This is a genomic window from Aphanothece sacrum FPU1 (genome assembly GCF_003864295.1).
Classification (GTDB): domain Bacteria; phylum Cyanobacteriota; class Cyanobacteriia; order Cyanobacteriales; family Microcystaceae; genus Aphanothece_B; species Aphanothece_B sacrum.
In genome coordinates, this window is sequence record NZ_BDQK01000013.1 from 159,765 (window position 1) to 178,038 (window position 18,274).

Annotated in this window: 12 protein-coding genes and 1 pseudogene; 8 read left to right on the forward strand and 5 right to left on the reverse strand. The window is 38.3% G+C overall.

Annotated elements, in window-relative coordinates; all coding sequences use genetic code 11:
- Positions 1 to 1,812: a translation elongation factor 4 gene (gene lepA, locus AsFPU1_RS11335; RefSeq protein ID WP_124970628.1), complete on the reverse strand. Its 1,812-nt coding sequence runs from the start codon at positions 1,810 to 1,812 to the stop codon at positions 1 to 3.
- Positions 1,813 to 2,294: 482 nt separating this feature from the next.
- Between lepA and AsFPU1_RS11340 the strand changes: the two genes are divergently transcribed.
- A complete protein-coding gene (locus AsFPU1_RS11340; protein WP_124970631.1) occupies positions 2,295 to 3,596 on the forward strand; it encodes a serine/threonine-protein kinase in 1,302 nt (433 codons plus the stop codon).
- A 34-nt stretch (positions 3,597 to 3,630) separates the two neighbouring features.
- Here the strand turns inward: AsFPU1_RS11340 and AsFPU1_RS11345 are convergent, their stop codons facing one another.
- Positions 3,631 to 6,543 (reverse strand): DEAD/DEAH box helicase, encoded by a 2,913-nt coding sequence (locus AsFPU1_RS11345; RefSeq protein WP_124970634.1) that lies wholly within the window; start codon positions 6,541 to 6,543, stop codon positions 3,631 to 3,633.
- Positions 6,544 to 6,774: 231 nt separating this feature from the next.
- Here AsFPU1_RS11345 and AsFPU1_RS11350 point away from each other — a divergent pair, with 231 nt between their 5' ends.
- The 5 genes and pseudogenes from AsFPU1_RS11350 to AsFPU1_RS11370 all read left to right on the forward strand — a co-directional run bounded on the left by AsFPU1_RS11350 (position 6,775) and on the right by AsFPU1_RS11370 (position 11,010).
- Entirely contained in the window at positions 6,775 to 7,662 is an 888-nt protein-coding gene (locus tag AsFPU1_RS11350) for an alpha/beta fold hydrolase (protein ID WP_124970637.1), read from the forward strand.
- A gap of 184 nt (positions 7,663 to 7,846) precedes the next feature.
- Entirely contained in the window at positions 7,847 to 8,314 is a 468-nt protein-coding gene (gene smpB, locus AsFPU1_RS11355) for an SsrA-binding protein SmpB (protein ID WP_125061107.1), read from the forward strand.
- Positions 8,315 to 8,424: 110 nt separating this feature from the next.
- Positions 8,425 to 8,619: pseudogene (locus AsFPU1_RS11360) on the forward strand (Uma2 family endonuclease); the annotation flags it as partial.
- Positions 8,620 to 8,782: 163 nt separating this feature from the next.
- Complete coding sequence (locus AsFPU1_RS11365; RefSeq protein WP_124970642.1) at positions 8,783 to 10,210, forward strand: ammonium transporter; 1,428 nt, start codon at positions 8,783 to 8,785, stop codon at positions 10,208 to 10,210.
- A gap of 158 nt (positions 10,211 to 10,368) precedes the next feature.
- A complete protein-coding gene (locus tag AsFPU1_RS11370) occupies positions 10,369 to 11,010 on the forward strand; it encodes a CHRD domain-containing protein (protein ID WP_227873340.1) in 642 nt (213 codons plus the stop codon).
- A gap of 624 nt (positions 11,011 to 11,634) precedes the next feature.
- Here AsFPU1_RS11370 and tpiA read toward each other — a convergent pair.
- Together tpiA and AsFPU1_RS11380 are read right to left on the reverse strand one after the other, a co-directional pair.
- The gene (tpiA, locus tag AsFPU1_RS11375; RefSeq protein WP_172957405.1) at positions 11,635 to 12,360 is read right to left on the reverse strand and encodes a triose-phosphate isomerase; all 726 of its coding nucleotides are present in this window, start codon (positions 12,358 to 12,360) and stop codon (positions 11,635 to 11,637) included.
- A gap of 351 nt (positions 12,361 to 12,711) precedes the next feature.
- Positions 12,712 to 14,133 carry a dihydrolipoyl dehydrogenase family protein gene (locus AsFPU1_RS11380; protein ID WP_124970651.1) on the reverse strand — a complete coding sequence of 474 codons (1,422 nt, stop codon included), beginning with the start codon at positions 14,131 to 14,133 and terminating at the stop codon, positions 12,712 to 12,714.
- 211 nt (positions 14,134 to 14,344) lie between these two features.
- Between AsFPU1_RS11380 and AsFPU1_RS23555 the strand changes: the two genes are divergently transcribed.
- Positions 14,345 to 15,592, forward strand: coding sequence for a hypothetical protein (locus tag AsFPU1_RS23555; protein WP_124970654.1), 1,248 nt, complete (start codon positions 14,345 to 14,347; stop codon positions 15,590 to 15,592).
- A 157-nt stretch (positions 15,593 to 15,749) separates the two neighbouring features.
- Positions 15,750 to 16,076: a hypothetical protein gene (locus AsFPU1_RS11390; protein WP_124970658.1), complete on the forward strand. Its 327-nt coding sequence runs from the start codon at positions 15,750 to 15,752 to the stop codon at positions 16,074 to 16,076.
- A gap of 5 nt (positions 16,077 to 16,081) precedes the next feature.
- On the opposite strand, the gene AsFPU1_RS11395 is transcribed toward AsFPU1_RS11390, so the two are convergent.
- Positions 16,082 to 18,235 carry an ABC transporter substrate-binding protein gene (locus AsFPU1_RS11395; RefSeq protein ID WP_124970661.1) on the reverse strand — a complete coding sequence of 718 codons (2,154 nt, stop codon included), beginning with the start codon at positions 18,233 to 18,235 and terminating at the stop codon, positions 16,082 to 16,084.
- Positions 18,236 to 18,274: the final 39 nt, after the last annotated feature.

Consider the following 18,274-nt stretch of genomic DNA (forward strand, 5'->3'; position numbering starts at 1 on the left):
CTAAGGTTGATCTAATTTTAACACAGCCATAAATGCTTCTTGAGGAACATCTACAGTCCCGATCGCTTTCATTCTTTTCTTACCTTTAGCTTGTTTTTGTAATAGTTTTTTCTTACGAGAAATATCACCCCCATAACATTTCGCTAACACATCTTTGCGTAAAGCAGGAATATGTTCACTCGCAATAACTTTAGCCCCTATCGCAGCTTGAATAGGAACTTTAAATTGATGACGGGGAATCAATTCTTTAAGCTTTTCTGTCAAAGCGCGACCAACATAATACGCTTTATCCCGATGGACGATCATCGCTAACGCATCCACACTATCGCCATTTACGAGAATATCTAACTTAACTAAAGGATTTTCTCGATAACCAATTAACTTATATTCCATACTAGCGTAACCCCTCGTTCTTGACTTTAATTGATCAAAAAAGTCCGTCACAACTTCCGCTAAAGGTAACTCATAAATTAACGCAGTTCTTGACTTAGTAAAATAGCGCATATCCTTAAACACTCCCCGTCGTCCCTGACACAACTCCATCAGGGTTCCCACATAAGTTTCTGGGGTGATCATCTCCACTTCAATAAACGGTTCTTCCACTTTTTCCCGTTGTTGAGCAGGAGGTAATAAACTAGGATTATCAATATCAAAAACTTGCCCATCAAGAGTCGTGACGCGATAAATAACCGAGGGTGCGGTCGTAATTAACTCCAGATCATACTCCCTTTCTAACCGTTCTTGCACAATTTCCATGTGCAGTAACCCCAAGAACCCACACCGGAACCCAAACCCCATAGCAGTAGAAGTTTCTGGTTCATAAGACAAGGCAGCATCATTTAGTTTAAGCTTGTCTAATGCTTCCCGCAAGTCTCCATATTGATCAGCATCCGTAGGGAATAACCCACAAAATACCATCGGGTTTGCTTCTGTATACCCCGGTAAGGCCTCTTGGGCCGGTTCTATGGATAATGTAATGGTATCTCCTACTCGCGCGTCTTCTACCGCTTTAATCGCTGCTGCAAAATATCCTACTTCTCCCGCATGAAGTTGATCTACTTGTATTTGGTTCGGGGATAAAATTCCTAATTCATCAATATCATATTCTTTTTTTGATGCCATTAAACGGACGCGATCGCCTTTTTTCACCTTTCCGTCCATGACTCGGAAATAAACGACTACACCCCGATAAGCATCATAATAACTATCAAAAATTAAAGCCCGTAAAGGTTTATCTACAGTATCTTGAGGAGGAGGAACTAATTGTACAATAGACTCTAAAATCTCATCAATACCGATTCCCGCTTTAGCGGAGGCTTTGATAATATTACTACAATCTAACCCAACTACTTCTTCAATTTCATCCGCGACTCTTTCGGGTTCTGCCCCAGGTAAGTCGATTTTATTTAAAATAGGGATAATTTCCAGATTATTATCTAAAGCTAGATAAACATTAGCCAGGGTTTGCGCTTCTACTCCCTGAGAGGAGTCTACTACTAATAATGCCCCTTCACAAGCAGCTAAAGACCGGGACACCTCATAAGAGAAGTCTACATGACCAGGAGTATCAATGAGATTGAGAACGTATTCTTGACCATCTTTAGCCGTATAATTCATCCTAGCAGCCTGTAGCTTGATGGTAATTCCCCGTTCTCGTTCTAGATCCATGCTATCGAGGAATTGTTCCTTCATCTCCCGTTGTGCGACGGTTTTGGTAACTTGCAACAATCGATCAGCTAAGGTGGACTTACCGTGATCAATGTGGGCAATGATACAGAAGTTACGAATGCGAGAAACAGGAACGTCGGTCATATACTGTGGGGTTGGGATAGGTTAACAAAAATTTTCCTACTGTAATTTATTGTAATGCTGATTTTCCCAAATGCTGCACTCAGTAGTCAGCCATCAGGTATCAGTTCACAGTTAATACATAAAGAATTGTTTTGGTTGCAATCTATTTCTAAGTGCAATTGAATCAAATATTAAGGAATATGAATATAGGGGCATGGCATTAATAAGATTTTGCCAGAACGAAAAATTGAATAATGCCATGCCCTATTCATTATTTTAAACAAGCGATCTCGTTTAAACAAGCATTAATTAATAGCCTATAATTATAAACTGTAGGGGCATGGCACTAATAAGATTTTGCCAGAACAAAAAATTGAATGATGCCATGCCCTATTCATTATTTTAAATAGATTTGGGCATGGCGTTAATCAGATTATGGTAAAATAATAAGTTACTAATGCCATGCCCCTACAAATCTTCTCACTTATTCATTTTGACATTCCATGAGACATCTCAACCCTGGCGAAACTCTCCAAAATGGACGTTATACTATCAATAGTATCTTAGGTGCTGGTGGTTTCGGTATTACTTATCTCGCAACGGAAAACCCATCAGCAAACCAACTCGCTATTAAAACTTTAAATGCTACGGTACAAGGTAAACCTAATTTTATTGATTTACAAAATCAGTTTATTAAAGAAGCTTTCTTATTAGCTAAATGTAGTCATCTTCATGTCGTTACTGTTCATAACGTTTTTCATGAAGATGAGCTTTGGTATATGGTTATGGAATATATCAAAGGTTCTGATTTATCAGTCTATTTACAACAAAAAGGTATCTTAAAAGAAACTGATGGGTTAACTATTATTCAAAAAATCGGAGAAGCTTTAATTTATGTTCATTCTCAAGGTTTTTTACATCGAGATATTAAACCCCATAATATTCTATTACCTCCTAATACTTTAGAAGCAAAATTAATTGATTTTGGTATAGCAAGAGAGTTTACCGCAGGTGAAACCCGTACCCATACTAATTATAGAACGGATGGCTATGCACCTCCTGAACAATACGAAGAAAAGGCAAAAAGGGACACTTATACAGATGTTTATGCCTTGGCCGCTACTTTGTATAATATCTTAACTGATCAGGTTCCTATTCCCGCACAGTTTCGCGCTTATGCTGCTTTACCTCCTCCGAACCAGTTTAATAATCAAATTAGCGATCGCGTTAATAATGCTATCCTTAAAGGGATGGAATTAAAACCCGCAAACCGTCCCCAAACTATTCAACAATTCTTAGATTTATTATTACCAAAAGATGATTTATCATCAGATAGAAATGTAGACTATAGTAAATTAAGGGACTTATTAAAAGCAGGAAACTGGGAAGAAGCAGACGAAGAAACCGCTAAGGTAATGTGTCAAGCAGCAAAATGCAGCAAGCAAGGATGGTTAGGAGAGGAGGATATAGATAACTTCCCCTGCACCGATTTACGCACCATAAATCAACTTTGGTTAGACTATAGTGGGGGTAAATTTGGCTTTAGTGTCCAAAAGGAAATTTACCAACGTTTAGGAGGCACAAGAGAGTATAATACTGAGGTCTGGCAAGCTTTCGGCGATGAGGTCGGATGGCGTAAAGGAGGTCGTTTGTTGTCTTACGAATATATTACCTTTAATACTTCAGCACCATTAGGACACCTCCCGAATAAGATTTGGAACGGATCAAGGAGGGAGGGGGACGTTTGTGAATTAGCGATTTGGATTGGGATTGTCTTCTCTCGCGTCGGGACTTGTAAACTGTAACATATCGGATATTAATGAGTAAATTAACAAACTTCTAAATAGGAAACCGTTTTAACTGCATAATCGCTTCTCTAGCACAAGCTTGTAAACTGTTAGAAATACCAGGAATTTGGGGAATTTGCCACAAAATATCAATAGTTCGCCGTAACAAACGCACCAAGTCCCCCTCATCAAGACTTGTATTCTCACATAATACCTGCCAGTCTGCCCCTAAAGCCCACTGTTCTATTAATCCTACTAATTCTAACTCTAACCACACAGGAATGCTTATATCATAGCGGCGTTGCGCTTGATTGAGTAAACGGCGCATTTCCACTAAACTGACCCCATTTTCCCCAGATTGAGTAAATAATGCCAAAATTTCAGGAGAAGCTGGATAATTTGTCCAAGTATCAGGTCTTAATGTTTCCGTAATAATTGCACTCATGGCGGCCGCTAGATGATGGGCCGGCAAATCCTCCAAAAATCCCGACATGATCACTAATCCTAACCATAACTCGTTTTCACCCCTCATGGTGGCGGCAGTTTTTCCCAATGGGGTGGGTTCATATTCTTCTAATGCCTTAAATTCTCGCAAAATTTCGATTAAATTGAGAAATTCTTGCCAATAATAGGATTGACGAGACTGGAGTTTCTGTAATTTAATCTGACTTTCCTGGAGTTCCTCACGCAACTTTAACCTTTGATGGTGTAACTTTAACAAGCGTGTCGGATTTTTGTGTTGTGCTAAAGGATGCTGTTGTATTTGTTGTGTAGCATAATTAACACGCTGTTGCTGTTCTTCTACTTCTGGGTCTATTTTGATAGGGGTAGCACGTTCGAGTAACTGATCACAAATTTCCTTACTTACTTCATCTCCTTTGGGCCCTTTCCCTAAAGATAAGGTTTCTATACGAGGTACATTTAACTCGCTTAGGGTCGTAGGAGCCATATAAACGTCGCTAATATCGATAATATCACCACGTTTGACCAAATACCAATGATTATCTGACCCTAAGACTAAAATATGAGGAATTTGACCTGACCCTGTCACGAAGGAAACCACCATTCCTAGTTGGGGGGTAGATACTTTGATGTATTTGCCTTTTAAATAAACTAAGTCTCCGATGTTTAGTTCGGCTAATTGGGGTAAAATTTGTTTTTTTCGGCTTTCTTCCGCTTGTTCTTGCAGAATTCTCAGAACTCTTTGTTCTTCTTTCAGTCTAGCTTTCAATTTCTCGTATCTTAGTAATTCCCCCTCTGTAAGTCCCCCTAACTCAATATCGAGTTTAACCACTTCCGTACTCAAATGGGCGATCGCTTTTTGTTCGGGTTCTAGTTTTAATTGGGCTAAATATTCGGCAAAACTACGCTCTAATAGGTCTTTTGCTTCATTTATCGTATGTTTTTGCAGTAGGTTTAATACCATCCCATAAGAAGGGGTAAAACAACTTTTGAGTGCCTCAGACAAGGTTGTAGCTAGATAAGCGGCTTCTTGCGCCCCTTCAAAGGGGCTTTGTATGGTGACTACATACCCCACCTCATCCATGCCCCGTCGTCCTGCCCTACCCGCAATTTGTAAAAATTCTGAGGGAGTTAACATATTATGCCCTTTATCGGTGCGTTTGGAGAGGGCAGAAATAACCGTAGTACGGGCCGGCATATTAATTCCAGCAGATAGGGTGGCCGTAGCAAAGACCACTTTAACCAATCCCGCTTCAAACAACTGTTCTACTAATTCTTTCCAAACGGGCAAAATTCCGGCATGGTGGGCCGCAATACCTCTGGTTAGGGGTTCGAGGTGATCAGCTTTCACCAGTTGACAAGTACCGGCCAACAGTTGAAATAAATGGTTTTTACTCTCCTCATCATCTGCTAAATAGGCAAATAAGTCAGCCGTTGGGGATGGTTTGGCTAAAAACTCGAATAAGGGTTGATATAAGGAGGGGTTCTTCGTTTGAACTTCTTTTAAGAGGGTTTCTTGTAAATTGGGATTTTCAGCTAAAAAGAAGGTTAATAGGTTATATTGTAGGGCGTGAGCTTCTTCTGGATTGACTAAGACGATGCCATCGAGTTTTTGAACGGCTAGATCACAACCACGCCGACTAAAAATGACGTAAATGGCGGGTAATAAGTCCCTTTCATACAATTGTTGGATAATCGTTATTAGGGTGGGACAGTCTTCTCGTTTCAGCCGTTTTGACTTTTTCCTGGGATTTTTTAGGGCTAAACTGCTGTTAATGGCGGTTTGTTGGCTGTTTAACAGAGGAAATAGTCCTTTTTTATTACTAAAATAGAATCGTAGGGGAACCGGTCGAAAATCTGAATTTATCAGTTCACATAAACTTGGCGTGCCTTGATTTTCCTTGAGTTTAGCCCCAGTTTGTCGTACTTGATTAATCCAGTTGGTTAAGTCTTGGGGGTTGCCAATGGTGGCTGATAAGGCTACTAATTGGATAGCGGGGGGACAGTAAATGATCGACTCTTCCCATACTGTGCCTCTACCGCGATCGCTGATATAATGACATTCATCTAATACAACCGTTGCTACGTTTTCTAAGGAAGTCCCCACTTCTCCGATGGGGGTTTCATACAGCATATTACGGAAAATTTCTGTAGTCATAACGACTATGGGCGCATTGGCATTGACTACGATGTCTCCAGTAATAAGTCCCACTAAGGTGTTATCTGTTCCCTCTGGGGTTTGAGCAAATTTCTCTTGAAAGTCGCGGAATTTTTGATTAGACAGGGCTTTCAGGGGCGTTGTATAGAAAATACGTTTACCTAGTTGTAGGGCGCGGTAAATGGCATATTCTCCAATGGCAGTCTTTCCTGAACCTGTGGGGGCGCATACTACCACTGATTTTCCCACGGCTAAGGCGGCGATCGCATCTTTTTGGAACCCATCAAGTTTGAAGGGAAACAGAGCGTTTATATTTAGTTCAGAGGAATCGTTTTGTTGGTTCACTCACATTTAACTGTTTTTTAGTAAAGAGTTGCTTCTTATCAATTATTATAACATGGTTAGTTAATTTAATCGGACTTACTCACAAATGTTAATCATATAGATAATTTATCCCTAAATAATTGACAATTGACAATTGATAATTAATTAATTGGGTTATCCATTATTCATTATCCCTTGTTGAAAGAGACTTTGTGTAAGTCTTGTTTAACTCATAAATTCCTCTCGTATAAGATGTTTAATCTTCCTCTTGATAACCAAAATCTGACAGAAACGACTTCCATTAATTTGCTTAAACAGATAAGATGTGAAGAAATATTAACTCCTTTATCTTCTGACCCTATCCTGACTACTTATGTGACTGAAGGAAGGGGAGAAACTCCTATTTTATTATTACATGGTTTTGATAGTTCTCTCTTAGAATTTCGTCGCTTATTTCCTTTATTAGCAAAACATCATCCTACATGGGCTGTTGATTTATTAGGGTTTGGTTTTACTCAGAGAATGACTGGTCTTTCTTTTAGTCCACGAGATATTAAGACCCATCTCTATTATTTTTGGAAAACTTTAATTCAAAAACCAATGATTTTAGTGGGAGCATCTATGGGAGGAGCAACCGCCATTGATTTTAGTTTAACTTATCCCGATATGGTCAAAAAATTAATTTTAATTGATAGTGCAGGGTTAGCTAAACCGCCTACAATTGGCAAATTTATGTTTCCACCTTTAGATTATTTATCAACTGCATTTCTTCGTAATTCCTGGGTGAGACAACAAATTAGTAGAGTTGCTTATTATGATAAAAGTTTAGCTAGTAAAGATGCTCAAGTTTGTGCCGCGTTACACTTACAATGTCCTCGATGGAGTGAAGCCTTAATTACATTTACTAAAAGTGGTGGTTATGGTTGTTTTACTGAATATTTATCAAATTTAAAGATACCTACTATAATTATTTGGGGAGAAAATGATAAAATTTTAGGAACTAAAGATGCTACTAAATTTCAAGAATTAATTCCTGATAATGAGTTAATTTGGATTGCAAAATGTGGTCATGTTCCTCATTTAGAACAACCAGAAATAACTGCTGATAATGTTATTCAAAGTATCTCTCCTAACAAGTGAAGTTGGATTGAACAATGGCAAAACACAACAAAAATTATGTGTTGGGTTTCGTTCCCTAACCCAACCGACAAAAATACTTAGATTTCGGCTCTCCCGATATCTTGGTGTAAAATGTATAATAGGGGTCTTTTAATCCGTAGAATAAAACGCAGTAGATAAATAATTATGGTACTATGGAAAGGTTATGGGAACTCAAAATCAAACGGTCAAAATTCTAACTGATAATCGTAAAGCCCGCTTTCTCTATGAGATTTTAGAGACTTATGAAGTGGGTATAGAACTATTGGGAACGGAAGTTAAGTCTATTCGGGCAGGTAAAGTGAACCTGACGGATGGTTATGGGTTAATTCGTAATGGGGAACTTTGGCTGATTAATGCCCATATTTCGCCTTATCAAGCGAGTGGAATGTTTTTTAATCATGAACCTCGTCGTAGTCGTCGGTTACTGATGCACCGTCGAGAGATTAGTAAATTAATTGGTCAAATTGAACAAAAGGGATTAACTTTAGTTCCTCTAAAAATGTATTTTAAGGGAAGTTGGGTAAAAGTGACGATGGGACTAGGAAGGGGCAAGAAACTCCATGATAAACGAGAAACCATCAAACGTCGTCAAGATGATAGAGAAATTTCTAGGGCGATGAAACGAGATTAAAACAATTAACAATTAATAGCAGAAATTATTGTTGCAAAATGATGACTATCGGCCAAACTTTACCCCTTATCGATATAGAGCAAAAACCTGAGATAATTTTCCCACAAGGTCAACAATTAGGGCTATATTTAGGAATATATGAGGATAAATTACGTTATTTTACTTCGGAGGGTCTATTAGTTCCTACTCCCGAAGAATCTGCCATTCAAGCGCAATGTTTATTAGTACAAGAGCAAGAAAGAGCGAAACAACTAGAAGAAAGACTCAGAAGCTTAGGTATTAATCTTGATGAATTCAACAATTGATAATTCATAATTCATAATTGATAATTCATAAGATAAATTGTATAAAAAGCTACAATAATGACCGTACCAACTTAGTCAGATATTAAGATTTTAGATGAATCTTTTGATTGTCTCACATGTTATGCACTAAATTTATTTAAAAGTAATTTTGTGTGTGGGAATAATGCTCAAGAAAATTTTAACAGTCGGGCTTATTATAGGAGTGCTACTAGGATTTATTCTGATTACTCCAGCACTAGCTGAACCGATATCGGACGGAAAGCTGACGGCTATTCAAACATCCGTTGATACAGCTTTTATGCTGATTTGTGCGGCTTTGGTACTGATGATGACTCCAGCACTAGCCTTTTTCTATGGTGGGTTCGTTGCTAAGGGAAATATCCTCAATACCCTGATGATGAGTTTTGTTTCTATGGGTATTGTGGGGGTTACTTGGATTCTGTGGGGTTATAGTCTTAGTTTTGACCCTGGAAGCCCATTTATTGGGGGATTAGAATGGTTAGGCTTGAATGGTGTGAGTCCCGAAGCAACGGGTTATTTACCGCAAATGCCCTATGAAGCAGGATTAGCAGCCGATAAAGTTGTCACGTCTTATTCTCCCACCATTTCCAATCAAACCTTCATGATGTTCCAGGCCATGTTTGCCATTATCAGTCCTGCGCTGATTTCTGGGGCTATTGTGGAACGGATGAGTTTTGCTGCTTATTCTCTATTTGTGGGAATGTGGTCAACCTTGGTCTATTGTCCCATGGCCCATATGGTTTGGTCTAAAGGGGGATTTTTCGGATTATTTGGCGGTTTGGGGGCCTTAGACTTTGCGGGAGGAACAGTCATCCATATTGCCACTGGGGTTTCAGCTTTGACGGCCGCTATAGTTATTGGCCCCCGCAGAAAATATCCCCATCAGATTTCTGCCCCCCATAATGTGCCTTTTATCTTATTAGGGGCCGGTTTATTGTGGTTTGGTTGGTTTGGGTTTAATGCAGGTAGTGCTTTAGCTTCAGGGTCTTTAGCGGTTAGTGCCTTTGTTGCTACGAATACGGGGGCCGCATCGGCTATGATCATGTGGTTGATTTTAGAAAAAGTCTTAAGAGGCAAAGCTACAGCCATTGGTGCGGCTTCTGGGGCGGTTGCTGGTTTAGTGGGTATTACTCCTGCTTGTGGCTTTGTCACCCCTTTAGCTGCTATTCTTATTGGTGCGATTACGGCGACTTGTTGTTTCTTTGCCATCAGTCTTAAGGTTAAATTAGGCATTGACGATAGTTTAGATACCTATCCAGTACATGGTGTTGGGGGAACTATTGGGGCCTTGTTGACAGGAGTTTTTGCGACAACTAGCATTAATGCGGCAGGAAAAGACGGTTTACTGTATGGAAACCCTCAACAAGTATTAGTTCAACTAGCAACTGTTGTGGTGACTTATATTTTGGCCGGAAGCATGACTTTTATTATTCTCAAAGTGCTTGATGCTACTGTTGGTTTACGTTTGACACCGGAAAAAGAAAGTCAAGGTATGGATATTAATGAACATGGGGAAGAAGGTTATGCTGAGGAGTTTCTTGGGGGTGTCAGCAATGCTATTCATGAATAAAATGACTGTTATTATCTGTACTCAGATATTATACTAAATCCGATTATCAAAGCCGAATGTGGGCTGAAATTAAGATTTGTGAATGTGTGGGGAAGGTTACTTTGCTTATGGTGCAAGATTAAGGCATTAATGTCCGTCTCATGTCTAAGCCATTTGCTATGAAAAATCTATTAAAAACCATACTTCTCGCGGTCACTATAATGGTCATAGCCCCCGTAAGTCAGACACTGGCAGCAACAATGGTCTTTACTGCCAACCTGACAGGCGCAAACGAAGATCCTCCCAATGCCTCACCAGGGCTAGGAACAGCCATTGTCACCCTTGATGATATTGCCAACACTATGCGCGTTCAAGCGACCTTTAGTGGACTAACAGGGACGACAACAGTCGCTCATATCCACAGTGCTACGGCAGTTCCAGGTGTCGGTACTGTTGGAGTGGCCACCACTACTCCAACCTTTCCTGGTTTTCCTTCAGGAGTGACCGGCGGAACTTATGACCAAACTTTTAACATGACGCTGGTATCTTCTTACAATGGGTCGTTTCTAACTGCTAATGGTGGCAGTACAGCCAATGCTCAGATCGCTCTATTTAACGGGATTAAATCGGGTAGTGCCTACTTTAATCTTCATACAACTGCCTTTCCTGGTGGTGAGATTCGAGGTTTTTTTGTATCCGTACCGGAAAAATCTTCTACACTAGGCTTCCTGGCCCTCGGTACTCTCGGCGTAGCTTCAACCTTCAAACGCAAACTAAAACCATCCAAACCTTCATCCAAGGAAATCACAAAAGTCTCTTAAAAACCACCAATAAAAACTCATAATTACCCCTTTATCGAAAATTTGGGTTTAAAACCCTGTCGTTTCACGACGGCTTTGTGAAGAAAGTATTTGTAGGTTGCTAACCGTGAGAACGGGAGGAAACAGGTTAAACGTCCTACTCCGTGATCTCAAAATCTCTAGCCATCACTGGTATAAAGATAAGTCCAATAGAGTTCCCATAAATCTTGAAAAGTTTGCACAGGCAAATAATACTAAATCCGGTTCTCATACTTACCTTATCCAATTAGCTTAAATTGTTATTAGAACCGGATTTAGGCGATTGCTATAAGTCAACTTTGACAATCGGAATTGGTATAATTTTAGGACTGATGCAACTTTAATGACTTTGATTGTTTACGACATTGGGTCTATAGAACCCATTTGGGATCTTTCCCAGAATCTCTACACAGTCAGGATTAAGAAGAAATTATCCAATTTGCTAAAACCATCATAAGTTCAATCTTTCGATAGAGATCCCAAATGGGTTCTATAAAATCCCAATTTATAATTTATAATTTATAATTTATAATTCATAACTTATCACCATAGGTACGGGAGAGCCAAATCCCCCATTAATTGGGGGATTATGTAGTTATAAATCCCTTATTGATAATTAACAATACGAGCAAATCCGACGGGGTCTAAACTCGCACCACCAACCAAAACTCCATCAATTTCTGATTGTGCCATAATCTCATCAATATTATCCGGTTTGACTGAACCTCCATATTGAATAGTGACATTTTTATTAGACAATTGAGAACGAATAATGCCAACAACTCGATTAGCTTCAGTCGTTTCACAAGTATCTCCGGTTCCAATGGCCCAAATAGGTTCATAAGCAATTACTAAATTACTTTGATCTACACCCACTAAACCCCGTTTTACTTGATTAATAATCACGGTTTCAGTTTCATTGCCATCCCGTTGTTGTTTGGTTTCTCCAACACACAAAATGGGAGTTAAACCATGACGTTGAGCCGCAATAACTCGTAAATTGGCAGTTTCGTCTGTTTCTCCGAAATATTGACGGCGTTCACTATGGCCGACTACCACGAAATCTACCCCAAGTTCTGTGAGCATTTCCCCAGCAATTTCGCCCGTATAAGCCCCTTTATCTTCCCAATGGATGTTTTGCGCCCCTAAGCGAATTAACCCCCCATGCAGACTCTTAGAAATGAATCCTAACGCGGTAAAGGGGGCGCATAGAACCACTTCCCTTGCTTCGTTAGTTTCTTCTAGTCTTGATTTTAATACTTGCAAAAACTCCAACGCTTCCGTTTGAGTTTTGTGCATTTTCCAGTTACCCGCAATGACAATTTTTCTCACAGCTATTCTAAATACTCTAATTCAACATCTTTGGCAAATTACAGTTTAATCCTTTAGGGGGATTATAGGGAAGTGTTAGGGGTGATGAGGTAGGGAAAGTGTGGGTGTAGGGGCGGGTTTATCTAATATATTTGTTATAATCTGCAAATTTTGTGAAAAACCCGCCCTTACGGGGAGTGTGGGGAGGGTGAATTACTTGTGAAACATTGTTACCAAGCGAAAACCAATATGTGTTGTTCCTGTATCTGGTGATTGGGACTGATAGAGAAATACCTTGTTTATTTATGCCAATCTCTCTGACTACATAATTCATAATTCATAATTCATAATTCATAATTCATAATTCATAATTCATAATGAACGCATAAACTTAAAAAAGTTGGCTAAGGTATTTTTTAACCGTTTATTCTGGGCAAATTTTTGTTTTTTCAGTAACAAAGCGGCTTTACTATTAACTTCTGATAAAGTCGGATAAATATGAATACCAGATAATGCAGAAACTTTAAGATTATTATTCATTGCTAACACTATTTCATGAATTAATTCTCCTGCTGATGGCCCCACTAAATGGGCCCCTAAAATTTCTCCATTGCCTCTAGTAATAATCTTCCCAAAACCTTGATTCACTCCTTCTGCTAAGGCCCTATCCACATTAGCAAAGTCTTGTTTAAGGACATAAACATCTTCCCCATAGCGTTCTTTAGCTTCTTTTTCTGTTAACCCTACTCTAGCTAATTCGGGATCAGTAAAAGTCGCCCAAGGAATCACTCGATAATTAATTTTACTGAAGGGGAAAAATAGGGCATTAGTCAAAACTGTAACCGCTTCATGAGAGGCGACATGAGTAAACTGATAACCCCCAATAACATCTCCACAACCATAAATTTTAGGGTTGGTAGTTTGTAGTTTTTCATTGACTTTTAAACCTTTTTGATCGTATTCAACCCCGGCTGCTTTTAAATTGAGAGATTCTACATTAGGAGATCGGCCAGATGATACTAATATTTGATCGACCATAATTTTTTGATTACCGGCCCAGAGACATTTTTTCCCGTCCCTTAATTCTACTTTTTCGGCCCTAGTATTTTGAATTATAGAAATGCCTTCATTAATAAATTGTTGCTCTATTACTTCTGCCGCTTCTGGGTCTTCTTTTGGCAAAATATGAGGCTTAGAGTTAATAAGAGTTACTTGTGTTCCTAAACGGTGAAATGACTGGCCTAGTTCACATCCAATAGGGCCTGCACCTATTATTCCCAAAGAGTCGGGACGTTCGGTTATAGAAAATATTTGTTCATTGGTGAGATAACCTGCTTCTTTGAGTCCAGGAATAGACGGAATGGTCGGTCTAGAACCTGTAGCAATAACAAAGGCCCGCGCTTTGAGTTGTCTTCCATTAACTGCAAAAGTTTGGCGATCGCTAAATTGACCGCAACCAAAAATAACCTCTACTCCTAACCCTTCAAACCTTTCAGGGGAGTCATGGGGTTCAATAGCAGCGATGACGTTTTGGACATGGCCCATAGCTTGACTAAAATTAATATTAGCTGGGTTTGTGTGTATGCCAAACCGTCCAGCATTTTTAACTTGGTAAGCGACTCTAGCGGCATAAATCAGAGATTTACTGGGAACGCAACCGTACCATAGACAGTCACCCCCTAAACGATGTTTTTCGACTAGGGCAACTTTGGCCTTTAATTGAGCCGCCGCACTAGCAACAACTAAACCTCCTGAACCCCCACCAATGATGACGATATCATATTCGACTGTCATGCGATCGCTTCTCCTATTAACAAAAAAAGTCTTTGTCGGGGTAATTCATAAATTGCCCCTACAGATAGTCTTGGGGTATAATGCTAAGTATATTTATTAAAACAAAACAATATTAATTCAAGCTGAGAGCGTCTTCTAGATAAATCAGGGGTTTGACTTAAGAGCCTTATTTGTTAAAATATAGGCCTTTACAGACACCTGCACTGTTTTAATGTTTACTGCCAGCAATACTAAACCCCCTCAATCTAACGAAGTGGATACTGAACCCCGTCAATTATCAGAGATTGACCCCCAAGAGGACATTTTATCTGACATAGACGCTGACCTAGAGTTAGCTGATATTCCTAGTGTTGATGATGAACAACCCAGGCCATTTTTTCGTGCGATCGGCACTCTCAAAGGTAAAATCGAAAAAGATGAAGAAAAAAAGTTTTGGCTCTGTTTAGGACAGAATAAGTATCGTTTATTTATCCCTGGGTATAAATACTTAGCTTGGTTGAAAGAACATGAGAATAAACCCGATAGTTCCCCGTTTCTGAGAGTTTACCCAAAATACCGAATTATTCCCCGCAAACCGCCAGAAATCTATTTTCAGGTGGTAGCTTGGGCCGAGGAGAATATCTGGTCGGAACCTGGAATCTTCACTTTACAAGGAGTTTGGCAATTTATTCCTCAGTTACGCACTCCGGTGATCTCTGTTTATCGTAATAAAGACGCGGTTGATCCCATTGGAAAATTTAGTGCGGCCCATATTCCGGTATTAATGAGACGGGAAGACGATACTCGTCCCTTTAAGTTTAATCCTAAGATTCCTAAAGAAGATTTACCCCCCCGTTGGTTTATTCAAAGCGTATTTAAGTTTATTCCTTCTCGTGAGTGTTGGGGGTGGGTTGAAGATATTGAACCCCCGACTCAAAGGATTCCCCGCTATCAAAAACCGATCAAGGAAGCTCCTGATGCCAATAAACCAGGCCAAGCTGAACATAAGTCATATGATAAAGGTCAGGCCCATTCTAAGTCGGACAGAGATTCTGCTGCCCCCCAGAAACGTCCAGGGATAGAAGAATCAACCTCAGAGGGGACTAAATCAGTTTCTTCTCATCCGAAACCTAAACCAGTGATCAAAGTCGTCAAAGACTCATCTGAATCGGTTTCTGCTGCTACTGAGTCTCAAGCTGTCTCTAAGGTTGAAACAGAGTCATCTACACCCGTTGCTGCTACTGAATCTAAAACCGTCTCTAAAGTTGAAAAAGAGTCATCTACACCGATGATTCTTTCTCGTTCAGAAATGATAGAAAAGTTAGAGATCAGTGAATCAACTTTCTATAAACGGATGACTCAGGCTAAAAAAGAGACTGAACCGCCTATTTTGGAATGTGATGGTCAAAGATGGGCCTATGTTGATAATGCTAATGGCAAGGGCAAAGTATTTCAACTGATTAAAGATGGTAAAAGTTGAGTAACTGAGTAGGTTTTGGATAAATGTATGTTGGGTTGAACGATAGTGAAACCCAACGTAAACCCTATGTGCTGTGTTGGGTTTCGTTCCTCAACCCAACCTACGGAATAAGGGGACATCATTATTTTAAACGCATGGCAAAAGGAGAAAGAAAAACGTGATAAGGGTTAAAGTTGAAGTCAAAAAAATAAGTAATTCTTATAATCCTATCATTCCGATTACAATTCCTAATATTGAGGAAGTTAAAGATTTTGCTAATCAATTACACGAGATTGGAAAAGAATGGAAAGGAGAATTTTCTGGATGGCAAGCAGAATATAATCCTGAAAAAAAAGAACTACCAATTGATTCTAAAATGACTTTTACTCCTGCTGATTTTTGTATAGGAGAAAGTGGAATTTGGTTCTTTTCTCTGATGTGGGAAAAAGGAAAAGATGCTGAACCGGTAGAGTTTTTAGACGATAGCAATATTACCTTAATATAAATCAATCATTTAAACGGCACAAATTTTAAACCCGTTTCCTTACCCGTTTCCTTATTAGTTGGGTCTATTTCTACTTTCAATAATAAACCTTTTAGATTATTACGATTACCATTTGGATCAAAAATAATGTCTCCGGTTGCACCATCTGTAACTTTATTTTCGACTTTTTCCATATTTTTTAAGGTGTCTTTTAGAGTCTCTCGGTTGAGGTTTGATGTTTTAAGGAATGCGTTAACTAAAACCCATGCTGCATCATAGGATAATGCAGTTATCGGACTATTAGCATCTCCCCATAAAGCAGTTGCTTCGTCGATATATTGTTTATTAATCTTTTGCGACTTGTCATAGGGAGAGTAAGTAATTAATTTTTTATCTATTACTAAGCTTGGATTATCTTTTGCTGGTTTGAGAAACCGATCATTGCGGAGAGTCCATGTTCCTAAAATGGGTTTATTTCCATTATTTTTTTTCATGATCTTGACTGCATTATCCATACTTTTACTGGTTTGTCCATCTGGAAATAAAATTAGTACATCTGCCTTTTCAAGTTTATCTATTGGAACGTTAAAATATTCTCCTGCAAAAGATTTAGAGTTATTATTATTACCTACAAATAATAGATCCTTATTGATTTTAATTTGCTTATCTGCACCTAAAATTTTATTAGCCTCCTTAATTCTTTCTATAAATTTTATATAAATAGATTGGCTAAATTTACTACTTTCATTATAAAAGATTGCTGGATTTGTATATCCTTTGTATTTCATGTATTCGATTAATTTATCAACATGATCACTAACACCAGGAACTGTTCTAAAGAAGAAGTCCTTTTGCCTAAATGCGTCACTTTCACTGGTACTACCGAAGGAAATTAAAATTAGATTATTTTTCTTATAAGTATCAATCACTTGTGAAGTTAATTCACTAGCAAAATGACCAATAACAGCTAGAATAAATTTATCGTTTAATTGATTTAATTTATTAGCTAAAATCTTAGCTCGATCTGGAAGATTAGCATCATCAACAATTAAAACTCTAAGTCCTTTGTTTTGTTTTATGATTTTCTCACATAATATATTATTATTTTTGATTGAATCTGGCAAAAAATCAAATTCATTAGGCAATAAACATTTATTAACTAAGGTTTGAACGTGAGCAACTCCTCTAAGAATTTCTCCTCCTAAATCGTTATATTTATCAACTCCTGTATTTTTTTCAGTACTAAGAGGAGCTAATATAGCAATTGTGTAAGCATTTTTTGGCTTAGCTTCAAGTAAAGCGTTATTCAGATAAATTAAAGTTTCGGGATCTGGTTTTTCTTTTTCTTCTTTCCATGATTTTTGAAACATCTCAACTATGTGCTGATATGTTTTAGGTGTAGCATCATTTTTCTTAACTTCATTGAAAGCATTAATAGCACTACTTTTCTGATTTACCACTTGTCTGTCACCATATAACACTTTTTCTCCACAGCTTATATTGTTACCAGAAGATTCTAAAGGACAGTAATAATTCTCAGAGATACTATCAGCTGGTGACGGACTAGGTTTAGTTATAATAAAACCGAAAATAGTTTCTAAATTGAACACTAAAATAAATAGAAAAGTAACCATAGCAAAACATAAAAATGCTGCTAATTCATTATTTTTTATCCCTCTCATTAGACTCTTAATTGCTCTCATTAGACGCTTAATTGCTGTTAGTCGTGGTGGAATTAACAATTGTTCTAACTCATCTATTGATAAAACTCTTAAAGGAGTAGTGAGATCAACTTGTATAAAGTCCGTTTTTTTATCTGTAAGAATAATAAAAATACCTAGACTCATAGCATAAGTAATCTCAAGTTGAGAATCGAAATCTTTAGTATAGTTAGCAATATTATCAATATTAGCGAGTAAACCGTCAAATTGATATTGCGGTAAATTATGACGAGAAATAACCTTTATCCCATGTGTGGGAAAATTACCGACGAAACCATTAAATTCAATTGTTTTAGACTTGCAAGCGCGTTTTAAACAGTCCTCAATAACCGTTACTTCTAGTCGTCGATAAGAGTTAATTAGAGAAAATAATCGGTTAGTGTTGCTTTCAGAATTAACTAAAAAATCGGCATCTACTATAACCTTTACAGACCTTTGTGTTGACAGAGAATTAACCATTGAAATAGAAATTATAAATATGTACTCTGTAATTTCTGA